The 23,240-nt window shown below is 60.1% G+C and carries 18 protein-coding genes; 7 read left to right on the plus strand and 11 right to left on the minus strand.

All coding sequences use genetic code 11. From position 1 onward, the window contains the following. Nucleotides 1-17 precede the first annotated feature (17 nt). From HJW02_RS10850 to HJW02_RS10860, 3 genes are all read left to right on the plus strand, one after another. On the plus strand, nt 18-1,340 hold the full coding sequence (locus HJW02_RS10850) for a Gfo/Idh/MocA family oxidoreductase (RefSeq protein WP_102721498.1): 1,323 nt from the start codon (nt 18-20) through the stop codon (nt 1,338-1,340). A gap of 545 nt (nt 1,341-1,885) precedes the next feature. Further along, complete coding sequence (locus tag HJW02_RS10855) at nt 1,886-2,695, plus strand: PEP-CTERM sorting domain-containing protein (RefSeq protein ID WP_180971793.1); 810 nt, start codon at nt 1,886-1,888, stop codon at nt 2,693-2,695. A gap of 132 nt (nt 2,696-2,827) precedes the next feature. Next, entirely contained in the window at nt 2,828-6,535 is a 3,708-nt protein-coding gene (locus HJW02_RS10860; RefSeq protein ID WP_180971794.1) for a LamG-like jellyroll fold domain-containing protein, read from the plus strand. Between the two features lie 302 nt (nt 6,536-6,837). Here HJW02_RS10860 and HJW02_RS10865 read toward each other — a convergent pair whose 3' ends face one another. The 10 genes from HJW02_RS10865 to nadA form a co-directional block, all read right to left on the minus strand. After that, nucleotides 6,838-9,630 carry an SEL1-like repeat protein gene (locus HJW02_RS10865; protein ID WP_156340780.1) on the minus strand — a complete coding sequence of 931 codons (2,793 nt, stop codon included), beginning with the start codon at nt 9,628-9,630 and terminating at the stop codon, nt 6,838-6,840. A 301-nt stretch (nt 9,631-9,931) separates the two neighbouring features. Then, nucleotides 9,932-11,059: an AMP-binding protein gene (locus tag HJW02_RS10870; protein ID WP_102721502.1), complete on the minus strand. Its 1,128-nt coding sequence runs from the start codon at nt 11,057-11,059 to the stop codon at nt 9,932-9,934. A gap of 12 nt (nt 11,060-11,071) precedes the next feature. Further along, entirely contained in the window at nt 11,072-11,383 is a 312-nt protein-coding gene (locus tag HJW02_RS10875) for a hypothetical protein (protein WP_022397389.1), read from the minus strand. Next, entirely contained in the window at nt 11,380-12,189 is an 810-nt protein-coding gene (locus HJW02_RS10880; RefSeq protein WP_102721503.1) for a hypothetical protein, read from the minus strand. Before HJW02_RS10880 ends, HJW02_RS10875 begins: the two co-directional genes overlap by 4 nt. A 35-nt stretch (nt 12,190-12,224) precedes the next feature. Continuing rightward, a complete protein-coding gene (locus HJW02_RS10885) occupies nt 12,225-12,809 on the minus strand; it encodes an NADH-quinone oxidoreductase subunit C (RefSeq protein WP_022397387.1) in 585 nt (194 codons plus the stop codon). Between the two features lie 49 nt (nt 12,810-12,858). After that, nucleotides 12,859-13,440 carry an NADH-quinone oxidoreductase subunit NuoB gene (nuoB, locus tag HJW02_RS10890; protein ID WP_022397386.1) on the minus strand — a complete coding sequence of 194 codons (582 nt, stop codon included), beginning with the start codon at nt 13,438-13,440 and terminating at the stop codon, nt 12,859-12,861. A gap of 447 nt (nt 13,441-13,887) precedes the next feature. After that, nucleotides 13,888-14,142 carry a hypothetical protein gene (locus HJW02_RS10895; RefSeq protein WP_102721505.1) on the minus strand — a complete coding sequence of 85 codons (255 nt, stop codon included), beginning with the start codon at nt 14,140-14,142 and terminating at the stop codon, nt 13,888-13,890. Nucleotides 14,143-14,381: 239 nt separating this feature from the next. Then, nucleotides 14,382-14,633 (minus strand): hypothetical protein, encoded by a 252-nt coding sequence (locus HJW02_RS10900; RefSeq protein WP_102721506.1) that lies wholly within the window; start codon nt 14,631-14,633, stop codon nt 14,382-14,384. A 52-nt stretch (nt 14,634-14,685) separates the two neighbouring features. Then, complete coding sequence (locus tag HJW02_RS10905) at nt 14,686-15,684, minus strand: SAM-dependent methyltransferase (RefSeq protein ID WP_102721507.1); 999 nt, start codon at nt 15,682-15,684, stop codon at nt 14,686-14,688. A 16-nt stretch (nt 15,685-15,700) separates the two neighbouring features. Further along, complete coding sequence (gene nadA / locus HJW02_RS10910; RefSeq protein ID WP_102721530.1) at nt 15,701-16,636, minus strand: quinolinate synthase NadA; 936 nt, start codon at nt 16,634-16,636, stop codon at nt 15,701-15,703. Nucleotides 16,637-16,747: 111 nt separating this feature from the next. On the opposite strand from nadA, the gene ffh reads away from it, so the two are divergent. The 3 genes from ffh to HJW02_RS10925 all read left to right on the plus strand — a co-directional run bounded on the left by ffh (nt 16,748) and on the right by HJW02_RS10925 (nt 21,212). Then, nucleotides 16,748-18,187 (plus strand): signal recognition particle protein, encoded by a 1,440-nt coding sequence (gene ffh, locus HJW02_RS10915; RefSeq protein WP_102721508.1) that lies wholly within the window; start codon nt 16,748-16,750, stop codon nt 18,185-18,187. A gap of 232 nt (nt 18,188-18,419) precedes the next feature. Then, nucleotides 18,420-20,069: a beta-N-acetylhexosaminidase gene (locus HJW02_RS10920; protein WP_102721509.1), complete on the plus strand. Its 1,650-nt coding sequence runs from the start codon at nt 18,420-18,422 to the stop codon at nt 20,067-20,069. A 384-nt stretch (nt 20,070-20,453) separates the two neighbouring features. Next, nucleotides 20,454-21,212 (plus strand): hypothetical protein, encoded by a 759-nt coding sequence (locus HJW02_RS10925; protein WP_180971737.1) that lies wholly within the window; start codon nt 20,454-20,456, stop codon nt 21,210-21,212. Between the two features lie 133 nt (nt 21,213-21,345). Here HJW02_RS10925 and HJW02_RS10930 read toward each other — a convergent pair whose 3' ends face one another. After that, nucleotides 21,346-21,798, minus strand: a complete 453-nt coding sequence (locus tag HJW02_RS10930; RefSeq protein ID WP_102721531.1) for a 6-carboxytetrahydropterin synthase — start codon at nt 21,796-21,798, stop codon at nt 21,346-21,348. A gap of 173 nt (nt 21,799-21,971) precedes the next feature. Here HJW02_RS10930 and HJW02_RS10935 point away from each other — a divergent pair, with 173 nt between their 5' ends. Continuing rightward, nucleotides 21,972-22,508, plus strand: a complete 537-nt coding sequence (locus HJW02_RS10935) for a hypothetical protein (protein WP_208050639.1) — start codon at nt 21,972-21,974, stop codon at nt 22,506-22,508. The last annotated feature ends 732 nt before the right edge of the window (nt 22,509-23,240 follow it).

The raw sequence follows: 23,240 nt of genomic DNA on the forward strand, positions 1-23,240 counted from the left end.
TCTCTAATATAACCCTCATGCCTGAACAAAAAAGACTCTCTCTCGCCGGCATCGGGTGCGGCTCCCGCACGCGCACCTACATGAAGCTGGCCATGGAACAAAAAGACCGCTACCGCATCGCCGCCGCGGCGGACCCCGTGAAGCAGCGCACGGAAGCCGTGCGTGACTTTGCCCCGGAGGAAGAGCGGGACTCCATCCGCCTGTTCAAGGACGCCGCCTCCCTGCTGGAGGAACCGCGCCTGGCGGACGTAGCCATCATCGGCACGCAGGACGACTACCACTACGCCCCGTGCAAAAAGGCCATGGAGCTGGGCTACCACGTCCTGCTGGAAAAACCCATCGCCAAGACGCTGAAGGAAGCGCTGGAACTGCGCGACCTGGCGCGCCAGCTGAAACGCCGCGTGGCCGTGTGCCACGTGCTGCGCTACACCCAGTTCTACCGCACCCTGAAAAAAATCATCGCCAGCGGGGAAATAGGGGACGTCATCACCTTCAACGCCAATGAAGGCGTGGGGGCGTGGCACTTCGCCCATTCCTTCGTGCGCGGCCACTGGGGCAACAGCAAAACCTCCACCCCCATGATCGTGGCCAAATGCTGCCATGACATGGACATCCTCTACTGGCTCATGGGGCGGCGCAAGTGCCTCTCCGTAGCCAGCTTCGGGGAGCTCACCTTCTTCACGAAAAAAACGCTCTCCTCCCCCCGGCCGGAACGCTGCACGGACTGGACCACCCCGGTGGGGGAAGACCCCTGGGACGCCCGCAAATACGCCACGGACGACGAATGCAAGCGCTGGCTGGGCATGGTTTACGACCGCGCGCAGGAAGCCACCGCAGAGGAAATCTGCGAATGGCTTGAAACCTCCCCGTGGGGCAGGGACTACCTCCAGTGCGACAACGACCAGCCGGACCACCAGGTTTCCATCATGCGCTTTGAAGGCGGCCTGACCGGCACCTTCACGATGACGGCCTTTGAACAGGGCCGCCATATTGAAGTATACGGCACCAAAGGCAAAATCCGCGCCGGAGCCTTCTACAAGGAAAACGGCCCCGGTGAAATCACCGTCACGCCCCACTTTGGCGGAAAAACCCGCGTGGTGGAGCTGGAGGAACTGGCTGGCGGCTACCAGGGCCACGGCGGCGGTGACTGGGGGCTGGTGGAAGCCCTTTACGATGACATGCTGACGGTTCCCTCTCCGGCGGACATGACCACCTCCATTGAAGAATCCGCCCACTCCCATGTCATGGCCTTTGCCACGGAACACGCCCGGCTGACCGGCCAGGTGGTGGACGTGGCCGAATTCGAGCGCCGGGTCATGAGAGGTGAACTGGACTACTGATCCGGTAGTTCAACACTTCAATTTCCAGAAAACGGACGGGAAACCGTCCGTTTTTTATTGCTGGTTCCGGATGTGGAACCGTAGATGGCTGCAACCATCTTCCTCCATGAAAAACGGAATAATTAATGGAATTCGTGGAAATGCAGAAAAAGAATATTTGGTCAAGTCTGGAAATCATAAATATTCCGGTTTTAAATGATAAAAAATAACTTATTGGTCAGGACAGGGTTATAAAACGGACGGATTTGGAATCCGGAGTCAAGCCTACAAAATTGAAAGAAAAACGTTTTAAGGAAATTTGGCTTGGCAATATCCTGGAAATTGCCGTAGGGATTTCCTGATATAACAGGCTTTCTTTTTGTTCCGCAATCATTACTGACCGTCTTTGCATGTTGGCGGCGGTAGTCGTCAGGGCCGGCGGTATAAAGCTGTGAAAAGGGGGAATGGGGAAATGTTGCAGAGCATCAGGAAGAACAATTTTTCACGGCTGTAACATCCATACCGGATTCCAAATCCGGCATATATCTTGTGAATTGGCTAAAACCATGAAGAAATCATTCATTCTGCTATTATTGGCAGGCGCCGTCTCCGCGGCTTCTGCGGCTTCCCTGAAAATTAATCTGGGTTCTTCCTCTGCGGGGGATCCGGATTGGATCAGTGTGGCTACCCAGGCTTCCTCCATCACGGGAGGAAAAGCCGCCTCCTACGCCTCCATTGCTTCCTTGAGCAAAAACGGGGGAAACGTTTCCCCGTCCGTGGTTCTCGGCAATCTGGGCGGTCAGGACGTCACGCTCACCATGGCGTACAAAAGCACCGCCGCCATGAATGCGGGTTACCTGGACGCGACAGGCACGTCCCCCTCCATCAACTCCCTCTTCCCGGACAGCATGGCGCAATCTTCCATTTCCGGCAAGTGCAACGGGGTGAAGGGACAGACCGTCGGCCTGCAATTCACGTTGAGCGGCCTGGCGGCCAATACCACCTATTATCTGTACGTTCTGGGCAACAACGGTTTCTCAACCAATAAAACCAGCATGGCCCTCTCGGGCGGTGTCAGCAATGTCACAGGCAGCCTGATGGACGGCTATGAAGGAGCGGGAACGGTGACCGGTTCAACCTTCCAGGGGACGACGGATTCTTCCGGCGTGGGGATGGAATGGGCATTCACCACAAACAATTCGGGCCAGGTGACGCTCACTTATGAACGCTCCGCCGGAGCGGCCGCGGATGTGGTAAATGCAGATGTCAGCTTGAACGGATTAATGCTGGCAACCGAACCCATTCCCGAACCGGCCACGGCATCCCTGGGGTTGCTCGGACTGGCGGCGCTGCTGTTGCGGCGGCGCAAAAACTAAGGAGCATTCAGCATTATCTTTGACGAGATGTCCGGAAAGAAGGGATGGACCGCCCATGTTGTTCATCCCTCCTTTCCGGCATTTTTTATTTGCAGAAGTCTATCTGTTAGATTATTTAATAACCTTATATCTATGAAAAAGAAATCTCTCTTCGGCGTCCTTGTGGCGGTGGCTCTCTCCGCTCTGGGGAATCCGGGGCAGGGTGCGGGAACGGTGGAATCCTTTGGCGTGGACTTCGGCAATGCGGCTTCTGCGGCACAGCCGGGCTGGACGAATATGGGGGTGGTGACCACCACGCCATCCTCCACGCTGAAAAGCGTGCCCCTGCGGAGGAATAACCTGGAAGCCTCTTCCTCCCCCGTGCTGGCTGGAACGCTATTTGGCCGCTCCGTTTATCTGGCGGTAACGGCCAAATCGGAAGCGAGCGTGGGAAACATGTGCTATAACAACGCCAATTCAACGTGGCGGGAAAAGGGGGAAACCCGCGGAGGGCAGCCGGGCGGCGTGCTGCAGGCGGAAAGCGCCTTCTCCTTTCCGAATCATGGGGAAGCCCTGAATACGAGTTTGCAATTGTTTACCAACGGCATGGCGGTCCGGGCCGGCACGGTGCGCGTTTCCCTCTCCGGACTGGCGCCCGGCAAGGAATATGCCGTTTCTTTTTTCCTGGGCAGCGGCAAGCCCGCGTACCAGTCCGTTTCCCTGGTATCCGGCGCTCATGTGGACGTAAAGGCGCTTCAGACCTCCACCGGTTCCCGCACGGAAGACACGTGGAAAGGGGGCGTCAACACGGCGGACGCGGATACCTATATGGCGGTGGAATGGACCGCGGCAGCGGATGAGGCCGGGACGCTCGTTTTTGACGTGGTGAAGGAAGGCAGCTCCGCCGGAACCGGAACCCTGAATCTGAATGCGCTGACTGTCCGCACGGATGATACCCCGGCCCCTCCCGCTCCGGAGCCGAAGCCCGTCAGCGTGCTCCACAACAGGGCGCTGACCGTTCTTTCCTCCCCGGTGGCGCTTCCCGTGCCTGCGGATGCCTGGACCGGAACGGGGGAAATGACTTGCGAACTTTGGGTCAGGCCGGATGGGGACGCCGCCTCCGGCGCTATTCTTTCCCTGGGGGCTTCCACGCTCTCCCTGAACGGAGGCCGTCTGCATCTGGAATCCGGGAATGCGGAAACTCCCGCCTCCGTGGAGGCTTCCGGCCAGCCCTTCGCCGCCGGAACCTGGCACCATGTGGCCGTGGCCCTGGGAACGGAAAACGTCAGCCTGTATGTGGACGGAACATTGGCGGGAACCGCTCCTGCCGCGCCTTACCTGGCCTCCATGAAAAACGGCTGGACAGGCCTGGTGCTGGCTGCGCAGTTCAAGGGAGCCCGGGACGAACTGCGGTTCTGGAATGCGGAGCTGGGGACCGGAGCGGACGACTTTTTCCTGACGGGGCCGCTGCCCATGGCCCACCCCAGGTATGGCCGCCTGGTGGGGCTGTGGCGGCTGGACGGAGACTTCCGGGACGCCAAGTGGACGGAATTCGCGGACAAAACGGGCAGCTCCTTCACCCGCCCGTACCAGGCGGTGACGCCGTCCGGCACGGAATTCTCCATCGTCATGGACAACAACACCTTCCGCTACATGCTGGTGACCGGGTACGTCCGCGAAAGCCATATCATGTGGAACTGGCCGTCCCGTCCCCACATGATCAATAACTCGGATATCATTTACATCGGCGCCGCTTCCGCCGCCGCCAATGGGGACATCAGCTTTTCCTACCCGGACAACGACGTGACGGAAAGCCGGGGCGTGCAGCTTCTCCCCGCTGACGGCGCGCGGACGAACGTTCTGGAATTCACCGGAGAAGACGCTTATATGAACGTGGGCAACGGACTGCTGGCGGGCAGCAATGCCAACGCGTTCACGATTGAAGTGAACCTGGCTCTATCCGCCGGGGAGCAGAACGTCACCCTGTTTGAAAACGACAGCGTGTCCATGACGCTGGCGTGGGCGGACGGCCATTACAAGGCGCGCCTGCAGGCGGGCTCCACGGCTGCCTGGGAGGCGGACCTGCCCGCCGTAGCCCTTCATGAATACTTCTGGCTGGCCTTCATCCGCAATTCCACGGCGGGAACGGCCGTCTTTTACCTGAACGGCGCCCCCCTGCAGACGGCGGCGGTCGCCGCCGGGGAAATGAACGGCACGCCGAATGCCGTCGTGGGCCGGAACCTGAAGGGGAAAATAGACGACATGCGCGTGTGGCATCTGGCCCGGCCCGTCAACCGTTTGGGCACGGAAGTACAGCCCAACTGGAATGACCGTCTCATCGTGGCTCACTGGGGGAACAGCGACGTCTTCGGCCGTGATACCGCCTCCTGGGCGGAACATGTCCGCACGCTGCGCAGCATGACGGAAGGGGTGGGAGGCATGCGCATCCGCCTGGGCATTGCCGGAGGCGCGTGGAGCGCCATGCTGCCGGCTGCCGCCGCCCGCCAGAGGTTTGCGGACGGCATCAGGGACCTGTTGAAAAAATATCCGCTGGACGGCGTGGACCTGGACTTTGAATGGCTGTACCAGGGGGACGGAAAATGGACCAGTTACGGCCAGCTGGCCCAGGCCATCCGGAAGACCAATCCGGACATGTTCTTTTCCATCTCCCTGCATACCGTCGCCTACTGGTTTCCCGCGGCGTACATGCAGTATGTGGACTACTTCACCTTCCAGAACTACGGGCCGGCCATTGACGTGAATACTTATAACAGCATGGTTTCCGCCTGCGGAAAATTCCGGAATCAGGGCTTTCCGGACAACAAAATCATCCTGAGCGCCCCATTCCAGGGAACGCCCGGAACCGCCGGGCTGCCTGACGGCAAAAAGCCGGGGGACTACATCAAGGGCTACAGGGACATAGCCGCCAACTGTCCGGAAGCGGACAACCCCGATCATGACACGGCCGTTTATTCCTATTCCGGCCTCAATCTGACGCTCCATTACAACGGCGTCACCACCGTCAAAAAGAAAGCCAAATACATCAGCGACCAGAAGCTGGCCGGCTTCATGTACTGGGACATGGGGCTGGACGTGGCGGACGCTTCCGGAAGCAATAACTACTTTGACCGCCGCTCCCTGCTGCGGGCCGCCAACCGCTACGTCTCCTCCACGTCCTTTCCTATGACGGCTTCACCGTTCGGCCTGTCCCGGGTGGGGGCGTCCGTTCCCGCCGCCGGAGGGGCGGTGGATGTGGAAGTGCAGATGAAAGAGGAAGCCCTGGGCTGGGTGGTGGCGGACTCCCCGGAATGGGTTTCCGTTTCCGCCGCTTCCGGCATCGGCCGGACCACGGTCATCCTGACGGCGTCGGAAAACAAATCCGCCGCCGGACGGTCCGGAACGGTGGTGTTCCGCGCTTCCGACAAGCAGGAATGCGCCGTCACCGTCACGCAGGCCGGGGCTGACCTGGCGGGCTATGACAAGTGGGTGCAGGACTCCTTCCCGCCGGACGCCACGGCGGACCGGACGGCTGCGGATGCCGCTCCCGCCGGGGACGGCGTCACCAACCTGATGAAATACGCCACGGGCCTGGACCCGCTGAAACCCTGCGGAAGCGTGACGAAGGTATCCGTGGAAGAAGGCGTTGAAGGAAGCAGGCATCTGGTGTTGCGGTGGCCGGTAAATCCTCAGGCGGCGGAGGTAAAGCATGAAGTGGAAGTCTCCCCGGACCTGGTTAACTGGACTTCCCTGGGGGAAGTGGAAACCGCCGGAAAAACGTCTGCCGAATTCCGGGATGCGGAGCCCGTGCAGGACAGCGCCATGAAGCGGCGCTTCCTGCGCCTGAAAGTGACACGGGAATAACTTCAGCAGCCCTCCTTGTGGAGGTGCCTTTCCGCCCCTGCTTACGCCTTGGAAAGCAAAATCCGTCCCGGCACGGCATGGCCGGAACAGGGAGCGCCATATACCCATGCGGGCGGCCCGAACAGCCACGCATGGCAGAATGCACGAACCTTGAATGGGCCTCCTCATCTTAAAAACAGGGAATGTCCCGTTGAAGAATCGCGCTCGCTTTCCTCACCTCATTCCCAGCCGGCCGCAGAGGCCTGCGGCGCTCCCTGCTCCCGCAAACCCATTCCGGGGCATTCACCGGGCAAAGGCGCAGCCTATTTCCCCGCCTTCTTCTTAATCTTTTCCTTCACCCGCTCCACATTGGCGCGGGCGTCTTCATTCCCCAGCTCCGCCGCCTGTTCATACCACTTCCTGGCTTCCGCCAGGTCCTTGGCCACGCCCGTTCCGCGTTCGTACATGGAGCCCAGGTTGTTCATGGACTTGGCATCGTCCTGTTCCGCTCCCTTAATGTAAAACTGGTAGGCCAGAGCCATATCCTGCGGAGTGCCGAGCCCTTCCTCATGCAGGTAGCCGAGCAGGAAATACATGCCGGGCACGGCATGCGTCTGGTTCTGTTCCAGCTTGGTCAGGATGTCCATCGCCGTTTTCGGGTCCGGCTCCATATCCTCTCCCTTGATGAGCAGGCGCGCCTTTTCCACCAGGGCTTCCGGGTCTTTGGTTGCGGCGGCTTTCAGCACATAATCCTTGTGAAGCTCCTTGTTCGGCTGCACGCCGATCCCCTGCTCGTAATACCGGGCCAGCCTCTTGAGGCCGCGCACGTCCTCCTTCTTCACCAGCGCGGTGGCCGCCGTCATGGCGGAGGCCAGCAGCTGCTGCCGTTCCGCAGGGTCCTGCACGTTCCCGGCCACGGTTTCATAATAATTGGCCAATTCGTCCAGGGCGGTCAGGCTGCCGAGTTCCACGGCCTGTTCCCAGAACTTCACGGCTTCCGGATTGATGGTTTTCGGGGCAGGGGCCTGGCGTTCCCTGCCGGACGGCGTCATCCAGGGGGGGACGGCTCCGGCGTCCGTCAGCGTATCTTCCGCGTTATCCTTCTGCCCCGGCTTGCGGAGCCACGGCGGGGTGTTTCCTTCCTCGCTATTCAAGCTCAGCTTGACCTGCTGGTAGGCGGAATGGGAGGTATTCCGGCTGGCGTTCTGCGCCGCCGTTTCCGCCGTATCCTGGGGATAGGCCGCCTGGTTGGCGAGGAAGAGCAGGGAGGGAATGTGGCCCCGTGCCGCCAAGCCGTGCATCATGGCGCTGTAAGGCTGAAGGTTTTCATTATTGGAGCTCCACATGTCCGCCGCGTCCACATGGCCCTTCAGGGCCCCCCGGAACATCCAGGAATCCCCTTCCGCCATGCGTTTTTCCAGGCCGAATTCGTAAATAAGGGCGCGGCCCAGCACGTACATGCCGCAGGGATCCCCCTGTCCGGCGGAAAGCCGGGCCCAGGCCAGGGCTTCCGGATAGCCGGATTCCTCGCTCCTGTAGCTGAACAGCATCAGGTAGGCCAGGTCCGCCTGGCTGCGGGCGTCCCCTTCCTGAGCTTTTTTGCGGAGGCTGGCGGTCAGCTCCTCCCACTGTTCCGGCGTGACGTATTCGGAAATGCCTCTCAGCGTAATGAAGTCCCCGGAGGCGGCTTTCGCCAGGCAGTCGGTCAGCAGCGTTCTGGCGGGTTCCGCGGCCGGCTTGTCCATCAAATCCGGGTTTTCCATCTGGGCCAGGCGCAGCTTGGCCAGGGGATGGCCTTCTTCCGCCGCCTGCTTGTACCACGTGCGCATGTTCTCCTGCGCTTCATGGGCTTTGCCTATGGAATCCATGGTATTGGCCAGTTCCTCCTTCCACAGCTCGCCCAGCTGGACGCTGGAATCCGCGTCTCCAAGCTGGGAGGCCAGCTCCAGCTCCTTGTGCGTTTTGGCATAGGGGGGAAGCTGGTTGAGCTTTTTCTGGGGAAGGGAAAGCGGTTCCTTCAGGAAGGGCATGCCCCGTTCGTCATGAAGGGCCAGCAGGTCCAGGGCGGCCTTGCGCAGCTCCTGCTCCTGCGGTGGCTTCGCTTCGGAAACCAACTGGGCGTACCAGGCATAGGCATTATTGCTGCCCAGCTTGCGGGCCTGGTCAAACAGGGTCTGGAGCAGGTAGCCGTCCACGGTTCCCCTTTTCTCCTTCATGCAGCCGGAGAGGTCGCCCAGCAGGGTTTCCAAATCTCCCCTGGAGCGCAATTCCGCCAGAAGCTTTCCGGACTGCTCCGCGGCAGTACCCTTCGTCATCTCCGCCAGCAGGCGCATGGCTGCCGCGTGTCCCTTCTCCGCGGCCTGGGAAAGGGGCTGGACGGCCATGTCCCGCCACTTCCTGCCGTCCGGATCGTTGCCGGAGGGCCCCCCGCCCAGGGAAAGGGCCAGTTCCCCCATCCGGGCCAGAAGAACCGGTTTGGCGTTTTTCCGGTGCTTCTCCAGGGACTCAAGCACCTTGCCGGGGTCTTCCTTCAGCCAGTCCACCCTGATAAAGGCGAGCTGGGCAAGCGCGTCCTGGTCGCCGGAGGCGGCTTTCTTTTCCAGAGGGGCGAGGTAGTGCTTCAACTCGGCTTCCGGCAGGTCCGTAACGGTGTACAGCGCCGTGACGGCGTCCATGTCTCCCTTCTCGGCCAGCTTGCGGCAGGCGTCCAGCCATTCCGCATGCTCCGGCTGCATGGACTGCGCCTTGAAAATCCCGAAAATCCCGTAGGGGTCCGTCATCATGAGCTTGGGAGCCGGATGACCGGATTTGGCGGCCGCTTCACGGAAGAAATGCTGCATGTGCTCCAGGCAGGCCAGCGGCAGGTCCCCCCGGTTCAGGTAATAAAGCCCCATCCAGTACTCCCCGGCCAGCATGTTGGCCCGGAAGTCTCCCGCGGCAGCCTTGCCGAGCAATTCCCCGTACGTCCAGCCGCCGTCCATGGGCAGCTGGGAAAGGTCCCGGACCGGGACTTGCTCCACCTGCACGGGTGGATTTGCCCCTGCCTGGGACGGAACGTCCTGGGCATGAACCGGAACGGAAAAAATAAAGGGAATAAGCAGAAGACGGGCACGCATGGATCAACTCTTTTCTAACAGGAAAAACCTCTGCCCTACAAGCGTTTTTCACGTGCCTGAATGTTTAATTATTGATGATGTCACGTTCTTTTTTTAAAGAAGACAAATGAAGCTGTGACGGGAGGCTCCGGGCACGTGTGCGGCAGCTCCCAAGGCAAAGGATAATGATAGCCGGGAAAGGCGGAATGGACAAAGTAAACAAGGGATATTAAGCCTCCCCTGTGCCCCTTCCGTCCATCCAGTCCATCCGGTCCATCCGGTCCGGATTATTTAAAAAAGAGCCCCTGGAGGATGCGCCTCACTAAACCTCCCGCAGTTTTTCCGGGCATTCCTCCAGCAGCGCGCGCAGCCGGCGGCGGTCCAGTTTTCCCATCACCGTCAGGGGAATGGGCGTTTCCATGACGGCCCGGATGCGCTGGGGGCCGGGAGCAGCTGCATTCCATTCGCGGCACGCGCGTTCCAGCGGCACAGCGGCGGGACCGCAGGCGACCAGCTCCATTCCGGCCCGCGGGTGCGGAACGGCCTCCACTACCGCGTCCGGAACACGGCGGCGCAGCGCATCCTGGACGGCGTCCGGGTCCACCAGTTCCCCCAGGACTTTGACGAGCCTGTCCGCCCGGCGCAGGAAGGTCAGCAGACGCCCCTCCAGGCGCACCAGGTCGCGGGTGCTCCACCACTCCTGCGGCTCCACCCGTTCCAGCAGAAAACCTCCATGAGGCTGCGTCAGCAGGCGGCCGCACAGCTTGCCTTCCCCCTGGAAGCGCAGGAGGCCGTCCTCGTCCGTCTTTGTTTCCCAGTGGGGTAGCAGGGAAAGGCGGTCCGTGTGGTACGGATCGCCGGGGAAAGCCGTGGCGAGCTGGGAGCCGGACTCCGTCATGCCGTAGCTCTGCACCACGGGCCAGCCGAGGGCGCGGGCTTTCCTGCCCGTCTCCATGTCCAGCGCCCCCCCTCCTACGATGATGCATCCGGCGGTGGAAGGCGCGCGGAGGCGCAGATTGACCAGGTCCACCACCTGCGTGGGAACCAGGGAGGACCAGCAGGCCCCGGAGCTTTTCATCAGGTCCGCATAGGCCTGGGGATTCCACCTGCCGTGAAGCGCATGGACGGCGGTCCCGGCCAGGGCCGCGCGCAGGTAAATCATGGCGCCCCCCACGTGCCAGACGGGCAGGGGGCAGCACCAGTCCCCGCATTCCGCGTGCAGGTGTTCCAGGGCTCCGCGCGCGCAGACGTCCAGGGCGCGCCGGGTGAATAAAATGGCTTTGGGCGGCGAACCGGAAGAACCGGACGTGGCAAAGGCCGTGACCCCATCCATGCCCCGGCGGGAAAGGAAGGCGGCGGCCTCTTCCGCCCAATCCCTCAAATGGGGGGGCGCCATCACGCAGGGGCCGTTGTCCCGGTCCCAGGGCAGCGGTGTTCCGGAGGCGGACATGGCGGCTGCAGGCTACCGGAGGGCTTTTCTGCGCAGGGTGTGCCAGCGTTCCTCCATGCGGGGCTTCAAATGATGCTCAATCCAGGCATAGGCCGCTTCTAGGCCTCCTGCCTTGAAGGTGCGGCCTATTTCCGCTTCCACGCCTGTGGCGTTGCCGGTGCGGCGCAGGAAATCATTGCTGGTGAATTCGATGAAAAGCTTTCCGTTGATCGCTCCTTCCTCCGCCAGAATCCATTCCCTGACGTACAGCGCCAGAATGGCGTCCCCTACCCATGCCTCCACGCGGAGGCGTTCTTCTGTGGCCTTGTCCATATGATGGTTCATGAAAATCTGGCAATGGCGGTTTTCCCTCCCAGCGGATCCTTGATGGGCGGCGGGGGCACACCGGGAGCCTCGTTCCCGGCGGGGGAGGCCGGCTGGCGGTTTTCCCGCGGAAGCTCCGGCAGGTTGTCCGTGGGGGTGGATGCGGGCGCGCCGGGCGCCGGGGGATTCTCCTTGCGGTCCTGCGGCGCGGGGGCGGCTCCCGGCGTAAGGGGCACGTCCAGCACCCTGTCCTGGGCCGCGCGGCGGTTGACCGCATCCTTGGCCTCCAGGGATTTGCGGAGCGCCGTCTCCGATTCCGAATTCCAGTACCCGGAATCCAGTTCAATGTAAATGTTGGAATAGGGGAGGGACGTCTTGGTCTTGATGACCAGCACGTTGAACTGCTTGGCGGCGTCTTCGATCAGGGAATTGATCGTGCGGCTCATCAATTCAAAATGCTGGCGTCCCGGAAGCATTTTATTGATATTATTGCGGTAGCGCTTGATGCCGGGGGCGTAATCCTCCGTAACGCTGCGCAATTCCGAGCTGATCATGATGCGGGGCACCACGTGGGCTTCCTCCTCCAGCATGTTCAGCACGTCCAGAAGCACTTCATCGGACGTCTTGTCGGAGACCATGGTCTTGATGCCGGCTCCCGTATAGGCCGGGAAGGAGGACTCCGCAATGACAATCCAGTTTCTGGCTCCCACGATCGCCAGGTTTTTATATAACTGGTCCTTCCATTCCCGCTCTGCCGGGTTGGCGTCCTGGCAGCCGCTGAGCAGGCTGATGATACATACGGGCAGGATGAGGGGGAGTCGGGTCATGGGAGGGACCCCGCCTTGCGGGGCTGGAAAATGGGCTAGAATTTATGGGACCGGGGTTCGCGGCAGGCGCTGGGGCAACGGCCCTGTTCCGTGGCGAACGGCGCTCCCTGGGTGGGGGCCGCCTCCGTAAAGGCGACGCCCGGCAGTTCAGTAGGTACGCCCTGAACGGGGAAATCCTTTCGCAGGGGGAAATAAGGATAGCCTTCCCACATCAAAATGCGGCGCAAATCCGGGTGGCCGGAGAACTTGATGCCCATCAGGTCCCATACTTCACGCTCGTGCCAGTTGGCGGACTGGAAGATTTCCGTGACGCTGGGCACTTCCTCTCCGTCGTCCACCTTCGTCTTGAGGCTCAGGTTCACGCCCGTTTCCGCCTGCGTCAGCGTATAATTGACTTCAAAGCGGGGGCTTTCCCCCATGTTGTCCACGGAGCAGAGGTTCACCATCATGTCAAACCCGGCGGAATCCCGCAGCCAGCGGACTACGTCCGCCACGGCATGGCGCGCGACGGTCAGCGTGATGTCGCCCCGGAACTCGTAGCGGTCCGTGATGACGTCTTTCCCAAAGCGGTTCTGAGCGTTGTCTGCGGCGGTCTTGATCTGTGATTCTAGAGAAGGCATGGAGAAGAAATGGTAAAAGATGGAACGGAGTAAAACGGTCGGAAAAGGTTTATTCGAGAGGCATTTCCGTCTCGACCGGCACGGGGGCGTTGGCTTCGCGCGGTTCCTCCTTCTTGAAGAACGTGCGTGCGGGCTGCTGGGTATCCAGCTTCTTGCGGAGGGTAAGCAGGGCTTCCAGGATGGCCTCCGGGCGGGGAGGGCAGCCGGAAATGTAAACGTCCACGGGAATAATCTTGTCCACGCCTTGGAGCACGGAATAGGAGCGGAACATGCCGCCGGTGGAGGCGCACGCGCCCATGGCGATGCACCACTTGGGCTCCGGCATCTGGTCCCAGATGCGGCGGACGGCCAGGGCCATCTTGTAGGTGACGGTGCCGGCCACGATCATCACGTCCGCCTGGCGGGGGGAAAAGCGCGTTACTTCCGAACCGAAGCGGGAAAGGTCATACCGGGAGCAGGCCACGGCCATGAACTCGATGGCGCAGCAGGAAAGTCCCATCGGCATGGGCCAGAGGGAATTTTTACGAATCCAGTTGATGGCGGCGTCCAGGGTGGTGTAGACAAAATTGCCTTCCGCGTTGGAGTCCAGTACTCCTGTTTCGTAAACATTCGGTTCGTTCGTGGTGACCATGATAACAGATGATTCTTGCTGAAGCCAGATTAGCGAGATGCCTTCAACTCTCAAGCCTTAATTTGGTTCAGCCATGATTTTCTGCGGCCTGTTCCGGCCCTGTTTTCCGGGTGCCCCGGAGCGGGGATGAATAAACCCGCACAGGGTTTCCCCCGTGCGGGTTTTTATCCAACTATATTACCTATGAAACTCAGAACTCCCCATAATGGGTGGCGGTCTCTCTACCTCCCGCCGCCCGGTTTGTTACTGATGCAGGTTAGAGTCCCGGGTGGGGGCTTGCGTTCAAAAAGGAGAAAATTTTTATGACAGGCCCATGGAAGGAAATACAGGATGCTTTGAGAATGAATGCATCATGTTTTTACTGCCCTGAAAGTGGAAATAGAGGGTAGACCCGGTTTCCCTGCAATGTTGGCGTGAAGGGTGCTTTTGGGAAGGAGGGAGGATGCTTTATCCTCGGTTATCCCTGTGCCGGGAGGAGCGGATGACAAGGTGCGCGACTAGCCAGAGGCTGAGGGCAATAGTGGCTAAAAGAGCCGGCATGCTTTCCGTGATGTCTCCTAACAACAGCACGGCCAGGTCCGCTCCCAGAAGAAGGATGCCCATGAAACGCCAGTACGGGGATTCCCCGTCATGTCTGGCGCGCGGGGAAAACTCTGCTCGAAGGGACGGGATATCCAGCAGAAAGGAAAGAAGGTCAAACATGGTTTTGTGAAAGGAGTTGGAAGGAGGAAGTTGGTGGATGAGCTTTGTTATCGGAAGGCCGGGATGTTATGGACTAACTTATTTACAAGGGCCGGGAGGCCCTTGTTCCCAAAAGCGCGGTCATGATAGGAAATCCGGGATGGGACAATTCCAATGACATGCATGAGAAGCGGTCGCCTGGGAACGAAGGCCTCCCGGCCTTCGTATCTAAACTTCCCCTAGGCATAACCACGGCAATTTTATTTATAGTCATGATTCCGGAGGGATTGGACAATAATATAAGCGATCAGCCAAAAGGCAAAGACCATGCCGAGAACAAGAGCCGCCATGCTGTTCATATGTATCCATAAGAGCAGAGATTCCATGACGATTGCCAGGAGAATAATACCCGTCCATTGACGCCTCCGGGATTGTTCGTCATCCCTGCCACTCCCGGGAGGTCCAATCAATGAGGATAAAATATCTTTCAAAAAATCGGAAAGATCGAACATAGGGGCACACAGGAAGTTTAACGATGCAAATTCGGGAAAGGAATGACGAACATTACAGCCGTTCCTGGATCAGCACGTGGAAATGGCCTCCTGCGCCGTGTTCGTCCGTCAGGAAGGCGTCCTGCGGCGTGTTCTCCGCGTAGGGGAGCAGGTAATCCCGCTGAGTCATCAGGGTGACTGTATCCCCCAGGCAGTTGCGGGAAAGCTCCAGAAGGTCCGTAAAATTCACGTCGCAGGTCAGGTCCGTGAGGCCGGGGTGCCGGTACAGTTCCTCCCCGGTCAGCACCTGGTGGCTTTTATACCCGCGCAGGGAACCCTGGGGGCGGCGGTAGTAAAGCCGCTCCATTTCGTCCCCGTAGTCGATGACCGTCATGACGCCCATGTTCCAGAGGGGCAGCCACCCGGTGAACCAGCGCGCGTAGGAATCGTGAATCTCCAGACGCTGCCCCGGCTGGGAATCATATTCCAGCATGTGGGAAAAAAGCGGCTGTTGACGGACGGGGCGCAGTTCCTCCCGCACGGCTCCGTCCTTTACGGTAAGCCCCACTTCCCGCCAGCCCTCTTCCGTGTACTCAAACACGCGGGCCGGGAAGGCGTCCACCAGCTCGTTGGAGAAAATGAAGGCTTTTCCGCCGCAGTGCTTCAGCGCCTTTTCCATGGTGGAGTAAATCTTGGCCTGGCTCCCCAGCAGAAGGTGCTGGAATTCGCGCAGCCGGGGGGAGGACTCCACAATCACGTAATCCGTATTCAGGCGGTTCCAGAAGCCCAGCTGTTCCAGGACCTTGACGGCCAGGGCTCCGGAACCGGCGCCTATCTCCAGCAGGGGCAGCCGCCTGCCGCAGCGGGCGCAGGCCTCCTTCCAGCGTGCGGCGACGGCCTTTGCCAGAATGGGGGACAGCGTGGGAGTGGTGGAAAAATCCCCGCGGCTCCCGATGTTTTCAATGGAGGAGGAATAATACCCCTCCTGCGGGTGGTGCAGGGCCAGCTGCATGAAGGCTTCCAGGGAAAGCCAGCCGCCGGCGGCCGCGATGTGGTCGGAAAGGCGTATCATGCGGGGGAAAAATGGGTCAGGATTTGGACTGCTCCAGCATGCGCAGCAGCGGGGCTTCCGCCCTCTTGCGCAGGTCTTCCGGCAGCTCCACGGCGGGGGAAAGGTCCCGGAGAGCCAGGTACAGTTTTTCCAGCGTATTCATCTTCATGTACGGGCAGGTGCTGCAGGAGCACTGCTCCGTGGGGGCGGGAATGAACTCCTTGCCCGGCACCAGCTTGCGCAGGCGGTGCAGGATGCCGGATTCCGTGACGATGATGAAGGATGAAGCCGGGCTTTCCGTGCAGTAGGGAATCATCTTCTCCGTGGAGCAGATGTGGTCAGCCAGCAGGCGCACGGCCTCCGTGCATTCCGGGTGGGCCACCACCAGCGCGCCGGGGTGCTTCTCCTTCAGGGCCAGAATCTGGTCCCGCGTAAACTCCATGTGCACGTGGCAGGCCCCGTTCCACAACTCCATGGGGCGTCCCAGTTGGCGGCCTACCCAGGCGCCCAGGTTCTGGTCCGGCACGAACAGGATGGGACGGTCCTCCGGAGCCTGGGAGACAATCTTCACGGCATTCCCGGAGGTGACGATCACGTCCGCCAGAGCCTTCACGCCGATGGAGCAGTTCACATACGCCACCACGTAATAATTCCTGTCGGCGTTCTCTTTCAGGAAGGCTTCCAGTTCCCCGGCGTCGCAGGAGGCTTCCAGGGAGCAGCCGGCGTCCGCGTCCGGCAGGATGACGGTTTTGTCCGGATTGAGGATTTTGGCGGTCTCCGCCATGAAATGGACGCCGCAGAAGGCGATCACGTCGCAATCCGTATGCTGCGCCTTGTAGGCCAGCCCCAGGGAATCGCCCACGTAGTCGGCCATGTCCTGGATGTCCCCGGTCTGGTAGCTGTGCGCCAGAATGATGGCGTTGCGTTCTTTTTTCAGGCGTAAAATTTCCTCTTTCAGGTCAAAAGGTGCCATGCGGGAAAAGATGGGGGGAAGCCTCCGGCAAGTCAAGCATCATGTCCCATGCAGGGCGCACTTGTTGACGGGGGGCGGGAAATGTGGCACAGTCTGGCGCATCATACGATTATGTTTTCACTTTTAGCTGATAAACTGGATAACACGTTCCGGAAGCTGCGGGGCCTGGGCAAGATTTCTGAAAAGAACATTGCGGACGCCCTGCGGGACATCCGGCTGGCCTTGCTGGAAGCGGACGTGGAATTTGGCGTGGCCCGGGAATTCATCGGCCGCGTGAAGGAGCGGGCCATGGGGCAGGAAGTGCTCAAATCCATCAAGCCCGGGGAACAGATCGTCAAAATCTTCCGTGATGAAATCGCCGCCCTGCTGGGCGGAGACGCCGTGGGACTGGACCTGACGGACCCCGCCAGAATCATGGTAGTGGGCCTGAACGGCGCGGGCAAAACCACCACCAGCGCGAAGCTGGCCCTGCGCCTGAAAAACGAGGGGCGCCGCCCCCTGCTGGTGGCCTGCGACCTGGTGCGCCCCGCCGCCGTGGACCAGCTGGCCACGCTGGCGGCACAGATAGAAGTGCCCGTGTACAAGCCCGCTCCCGGCAGCCGGGACGTGGTGGCCGTGGCGCGTGAGGCCCTGGAATGGGCCCGGACCCAGAACGGGACCGTCATGATCTTTGACACGGCGGGCCGCCAGGAAGTGGATGAAGCCCTGATTGACGAGCTGCGCCACCTGCACGCCTTCCTCTCCCCGCGGGAAACCCTTCTGGTGGTGGACGCCGCCACGGGCCAGCAGGCCGTGAACGTGGCCCAGACCTTTGACCGGGCCGTGAACGTCACGGGCATCGTCCTGACCAAGCTGGACGGGGACGCCCGCGGGGGCGCGGCCCTCTCCATGCGCTCCGTGACGGGCAAGCCCATCAAATTCTCCGGCGAGGGGGAAAAGCTGGACCAGTTCGGCCCCTTTGTCCCCGGCCGCATGGCGGACCGCATCCTGGGCATGGGCGACATCGTGGGGCTGGTGGAGCATGCCGCCGCCCGCATTGACGAGGAACAGGCGGCCAAATCCATGGACCGCATGATGTCCGGCAAATTTGACTTTAACGACTTTCTGGACCAGATGAAGATGATGCAGAACCTGGGGCCGCTGGAAGGCCTGCTGGGCCTGCTCCCCGGCTTCGGCAAAATCAAAAAGCAGCTTCCGGACGGCGCGCTGGACCCCAAGAGGATGAAGCACATGGAAGCCATCGTGCTCTCCATGACGGCCAAGGAAAGGAGCAATCCCAACCTGCTGAACCCCTCCCGCCGCCGCCGCATTGCCGCCGGCTGCGGCCGCTCCCTGATGGAGGTGAACAAGCTCATCAAGAACTTCTCTGAAATGCGCAAGATGATGTCCGGCAAGGGCAAGATGGGCGCCATGATGAAACAGATGGGCGCCATGAAGGGGAAAGGGGGCAAGATGCCCGGCCTTCCCGGCATGGGCGGCGGTCTTGGCGGCCTGAAAGGCCTTGGTGGGCTTGGAGGAGGCCTGGGCGGTCTCTTTGGCGGCCGCAAATAGGCGGAAAAACGGATTTAACCCGGGGCGCGGCGAACATGGCCGCGCCTTTTTTAAAGAAAGGGCGGGGAGCGCCGCAAACCCTTGCGCCGGCTGAAATGAATACATCCGTCAGGACGTCCTGTTCTTGGGAAAAAGAATTCACCGCCGCCCGCCTTTATCTTCCGTTCCCGCAGGGGCCTGCGGCGCTCCTCTTTTATTGAAAGAACGGAATGCTGCTCCCCGTACTCCCGGAATGATGAATAAGGGGCGTTTTTACCGGATGGCGGCGTGGCTGGCTCTGGCCGGGTTCCTGAACGCCGGCATGGCGGAAATGCTCCCGGCGGAGGATATGCTGCTCCCCGCGCCTTCCGCATGCAGGTCTGACCGATCCGCTGTGGCGCGTCTCCCGCTGCGGCTGGCGGTCTATGCGCCGGAAAAGGATGTTCCGGCGGTGGAGGCTCTCCTTAATGTGCTCAACGCCCAGGGCGTCCTGTCCGGTCTCTCCATGACCGGGGACAGGGACTCCGCAGACGTGGTGTGTTCCGTGGAAGGAACTCCTGCGGGAACGGGGGAAGGGTATGAGGCGCGCCTGGACGCCGGGCAGGGGGGCCGGGGCGTGCTGCGCCTGAAAGCGGGGGCGTCCGCAGGCCTCTTCTACGCGTGGCAGAGCATGGTGCAGGTACTGAATGCCAACCGGACGGAGGACGGTTTCTCCGTGCCCGTCTTCTCCATCAGGGACGTCCCCCGTTTTGAATGGCGGGGCATCATGCTGGACGTATCCCGCCACTTTTTCACCATGGCGGAGGTCAAGCGCATGATTGACACCATGTCCCTCTTCAAGCTCAACCGGCTTCACCTGCACCTGACGGACGGCCCCGGCTGGCGCATGGAAATCAAAAAATACCCCCTCCTCACTTCCATGAGCGCGTGGCGCGTGCCGCTGGCCAACGGGGAATGGAACTGGCAGGAAGTGAAGCTGGCCATCCAGGAGCATGACCCGGAGGCCACCTACGGCGGCTTTTACACCCAGGATCAAATGCGGGAAATCATCGCTTACGCCCGCAGCCGCCAGGTCACCATTGTGCCGGAAATAGACCTTCCCGGCCATTCCTATGCGGCCATGCATGCCTACGGGGACTTGATCTGCGACGGGGTGGACTTTCCCGTGGAAGGGAAAAAAGGCCGGGACGCCGTCTGCATGGGGCGTCCGGAAACGCTCCGCTTCGTAAAAGACGTGGTGGATGAACTCAAGGCCGTCTTCCCGCCCGGCTCCCCCATTCATCTGGGCCATGACGAGGTATCCGCGGAAGCATGGAAAAAATGCAGGTACTGCCAGAACCGTTTGAAAGACCTGAACGAGACGGATCTCAAGGCCCTGAGCCGGGACTTCCTGCAGCAAATTGCGGACTACGTGCGGAAAGACGGTTATGACGCCATCGTCTGGGATGAGGCAGGGGAACTGGAGGCGGACAAACACATCTTCGTCATGGCATGGCGCGGCAATGACTTTGCCGCGGCGGCGGCCAGAAAGGGGCATCCCGTCATCCTGGCCCCGTGCTCCCACTTCTACTTTGACTACTACCAGTCTTCTGCTCCCACGGAACCGAAGGCCATCGGGGGCCTCATACCGCTCAGGCAGGTGTACGGCTATGAACTGCCGGAGCTGTCCCCGGAGGAAGCCTCCAAGGTGCGCGGCCTCCAGGCCAATATCTGGACGGAATACCTGTACGACATGGGGCTGGTGGAATACATGGCGTGGCCCCGCGCCCTGGCGCTGGCCGAACGGGCCTGGAGCGACTGCGACCCGCGGGACTATAAATCCTTCCGCAGCCGTGCCGCCCTGGCCCTGAAGCTTCTGGAAAAACTGGCCGTGAAATACCGTCCCATGGATGAAGAGGATTAAGGCCCCTCCCGGGTGGCCGTTCCTTTAAAAGGGTTTTCATGGACCTGCCGCGCCTTTTCCTTTTAGCATTCCCGGACGGCTCCGTTCTCGCGAACGGTAACAGGGAAAACAGGCCGGAGGCTCCTGTCTCCTCCCGTGCGCTTCTGATAAAAAGTTTCCACCCTTGTCAACATCCCTGCCGGGATATTTCCGGATGCAGGGAGGGGGGAATTTCCTTCCGTTTCCCTTCTTCCTGACCGGGGGGATGCCGGAAATCTGCGTTCCCTCTCCTGCCGCCTCAACGAGGAAGGCACCGGTTTCCGGTCTTGAGTGGTTTGTTTCCTGGGTTTTATTGACAGCGGATGCCGGGTCATGTATGAAATGACTCTAGCTGATTGCCTGTTTATGAAGAAACACCGGTTCCTGTTCCTCGCTTCCCTGATGGCGCTCGTGCTGCTTGGCGGCATGGCGGTAGTGGCTTGCTCCAATAACTTCAAGCATGTGCCCCGGACGGGCTTCGTGACTCATCAGGTAAAAAATTGCGACTCCCATATCCCGTTTGATGCCTACTGGAATGCTGATGATAAAAAAATCTGGAATGACAAGGTAAACGGCGTGGACGGCAAAAAAGTCCTGATGGCCGTCGTTCCGGTGGATACGGTGCACATGGATGTGAGGCCGGATACCGCGGAAGGATTTGATGCCCTGCACCGTCTGGCGGAATACTTCCGGAAGAGCGTCACGGCCAGCATGGAAAAGGAAGTTGCGGAAAATCCGCACTTTGAGATGGTGCCTCCGGGAACCAGGGGGGCCTATACGCTGGAGCTCGCCATCATTTCCATCACGCCCACGAACGCCAAAGCCGGCATTTTTGTCACGGCGTTGAGCGGCATCAAGGGGGGCGGCCTGGTCAAGCGGTTCATCAAAAAGGGCCACATCGCCATGGCGGGACGCCTGCGGGATGAGGACGGACGCATCGTTTCCGAATTTGCGGACTACGAGGAAGACCACAGCGCCCTGCTGGGCGTGGATACCAAGGATTTTAAAAAATACGCCCACCACCAGCGCACCATTGACGAATGGGCCCGTGAAATTACGGATGTGTATTCCTCTACGTACGGGCACTGGACGCAGAAGCGCATGATCTCATTCAACCCCTTTTAAGGGATAAGCCTCTGCAGACCGTATGCGGGGGAATTGCCCGGCAACCGGGTAACCGTCCTGAAAGGAGAACCGTGAAATGCGGTTGAAACGGCATTCCCGGCGGAACGCGTGGCGGAAGGAATAGCCCGCGCTTCTATTCTCCGTATTCCGCCCAGGAACTGCTGGTCTCCCACACGCGCACGCGTTCCAGGGTGACGCAATCCCGCACGGGGTATTCGCCGGAACCTTCCCTGGCCTTTTCCAGAGCATGCCGGGCGAAGTTGAAAATGGTGCGGGCCATTACCTCGCTGGTGGGGTCCTCCCGGTCAAACGGAATGATGCGCTCCCCGTACGCGGCCACGAAGGCGGCGTAATTGGGGTCATCCGTATTCACGCACAGGGAATGGTCAAACTGCTGTAGAAAATCCCCCATCATCTGCTTGACGGCCTTGAAATCCACCACCATGTCGTTGGCGTCCAGCGTATCCGCCCGGAACACCATCTCCACGGAACGCGTATGGCCATGGGGGAATTTGCAGTTGCCGGGGTGCTTGGACAGAAGGTGCCCGCTTTCCAGTTCAATGGATTTGCAGATTCGGTAGGCCATGAAGGCAGGATAGCGTGGGAAGGGGCGGGGGGCAATCCCAATCAGAGTCTGCCTGCGGTCCGGTTCTCTGTGTGCGGAACGGGGTTCGTAACGGATTCTGCCGGCCGTGGGCGGCTTTTCCTTGCGGGCGGCTGTGATTTCTGGCAACCTTCGGAAAACCAGACTCTTGCCCTATGGCCTACCTCTCATGGTCCTTCCTGAAAATGGGAGAAAAATCGGATCGCAGGACAAGCCTCCTTTTCCTGCTCATGGCGGGCATTCCCATCATTTTTACCGCCTTCTTCGTCTTCATGCTGGGGGCGGCCACGGTCTGGTACGCCTGGCCTGTTCTGCTGCCGATGCTTCTCCTCCTCTATCTCCCCTTCGCCCTGCGGAAGGAAAAGGTGCAGAGCGTCCATTCCAGGAATATCCTCTTTGGCCGGGACCCGCTGACAGTCGTCTTCAGGCCGGTGGTGAGGAACTGGGTATATGCCGTTTATGCCGTGCTTCCGGCGTTGCCCCTCCTGTTTTCCGGTTGGAAAATGCCCTTGGACAGTCTCGGGAACGGAAGGAATCTGGCGGAATTCTTCCTGATGTGGATATCCCTGTATGCCGTCTTTACGGTGCTGACGGTTTTCCTGGGAAAGGCACGGTATTTGAAGCCGGGCAGTCTGTTGCTGGCCGCTGGCGCCAATCTGGCGCTGATGCTGCTTTATTCCCTGCTTGCGTGAAGCGGGCGCACTGTGTATCCGGCGTGTTCCCCTGCCTTCCCGTGGACGGGGGCTTTTCCGTGGCGCCTGCTGCAATGGGGGAACCGCATTGCTCTGCCAGCCTGGCGTCCATCTCCGGAGTTGTTGGAGTGGACGGGCTCTATTGCCGTTCTTTCCCTGAAACGCCTGCCCCGGGCATGGGAAAAGAGCGCGGAAAGACAGGAATACTCTCCGGGACGAGGAAATTTGCTGAAATTGAAAATCTTGAAATAATATTGTTTTTCTGTAAAATCTCCGCGCCGGGTTGATCCCGGATTAAGAAAAGGAGGTATACCATGTGAATGACTGTATCATACTAACCAGGCTGATTGAGTTACTCATTGTAATGTTCAGCTAACGAAAAGCCCCGTCCTGTAGCAGCAGGACGGGGCGATTTATTGAGGTAAATGTGATTTGTATGATACTAACCGGAACCACTATGAAAAATTTCCATAAATAGTCAAGCGGGAAAAACTTCCAGCAATGTCTTACAAACGGTTTTTTAAAGGCTGGAGATTCTCCCTGTAACGGGTGGCGGATTCCACCTGTTTATATCTGCGCTTCTTCCTCCTTCCGGATTTAATGAATGCTTGAAACAGCGTGCCGGGGATATTCGGAAGAATCTACCCAAAAGCTCAAGGGAAAAAGGAGGGGAGATGAAACGAGTTTTCCCGTAAAGGGGCCATAAAAAATCCCTGTTCCGCGCGGCATGGC

The organism is Akkermansia sp. GGCC_0220 (assembly GCF_017566105.1).
GTDB lineage: Bacteria > Verrucomicrobiota > Verrucomicrobiia > Verrucomicrobiales > Akkermansiaceae > Akkermansia > Akkermansia massiliensis.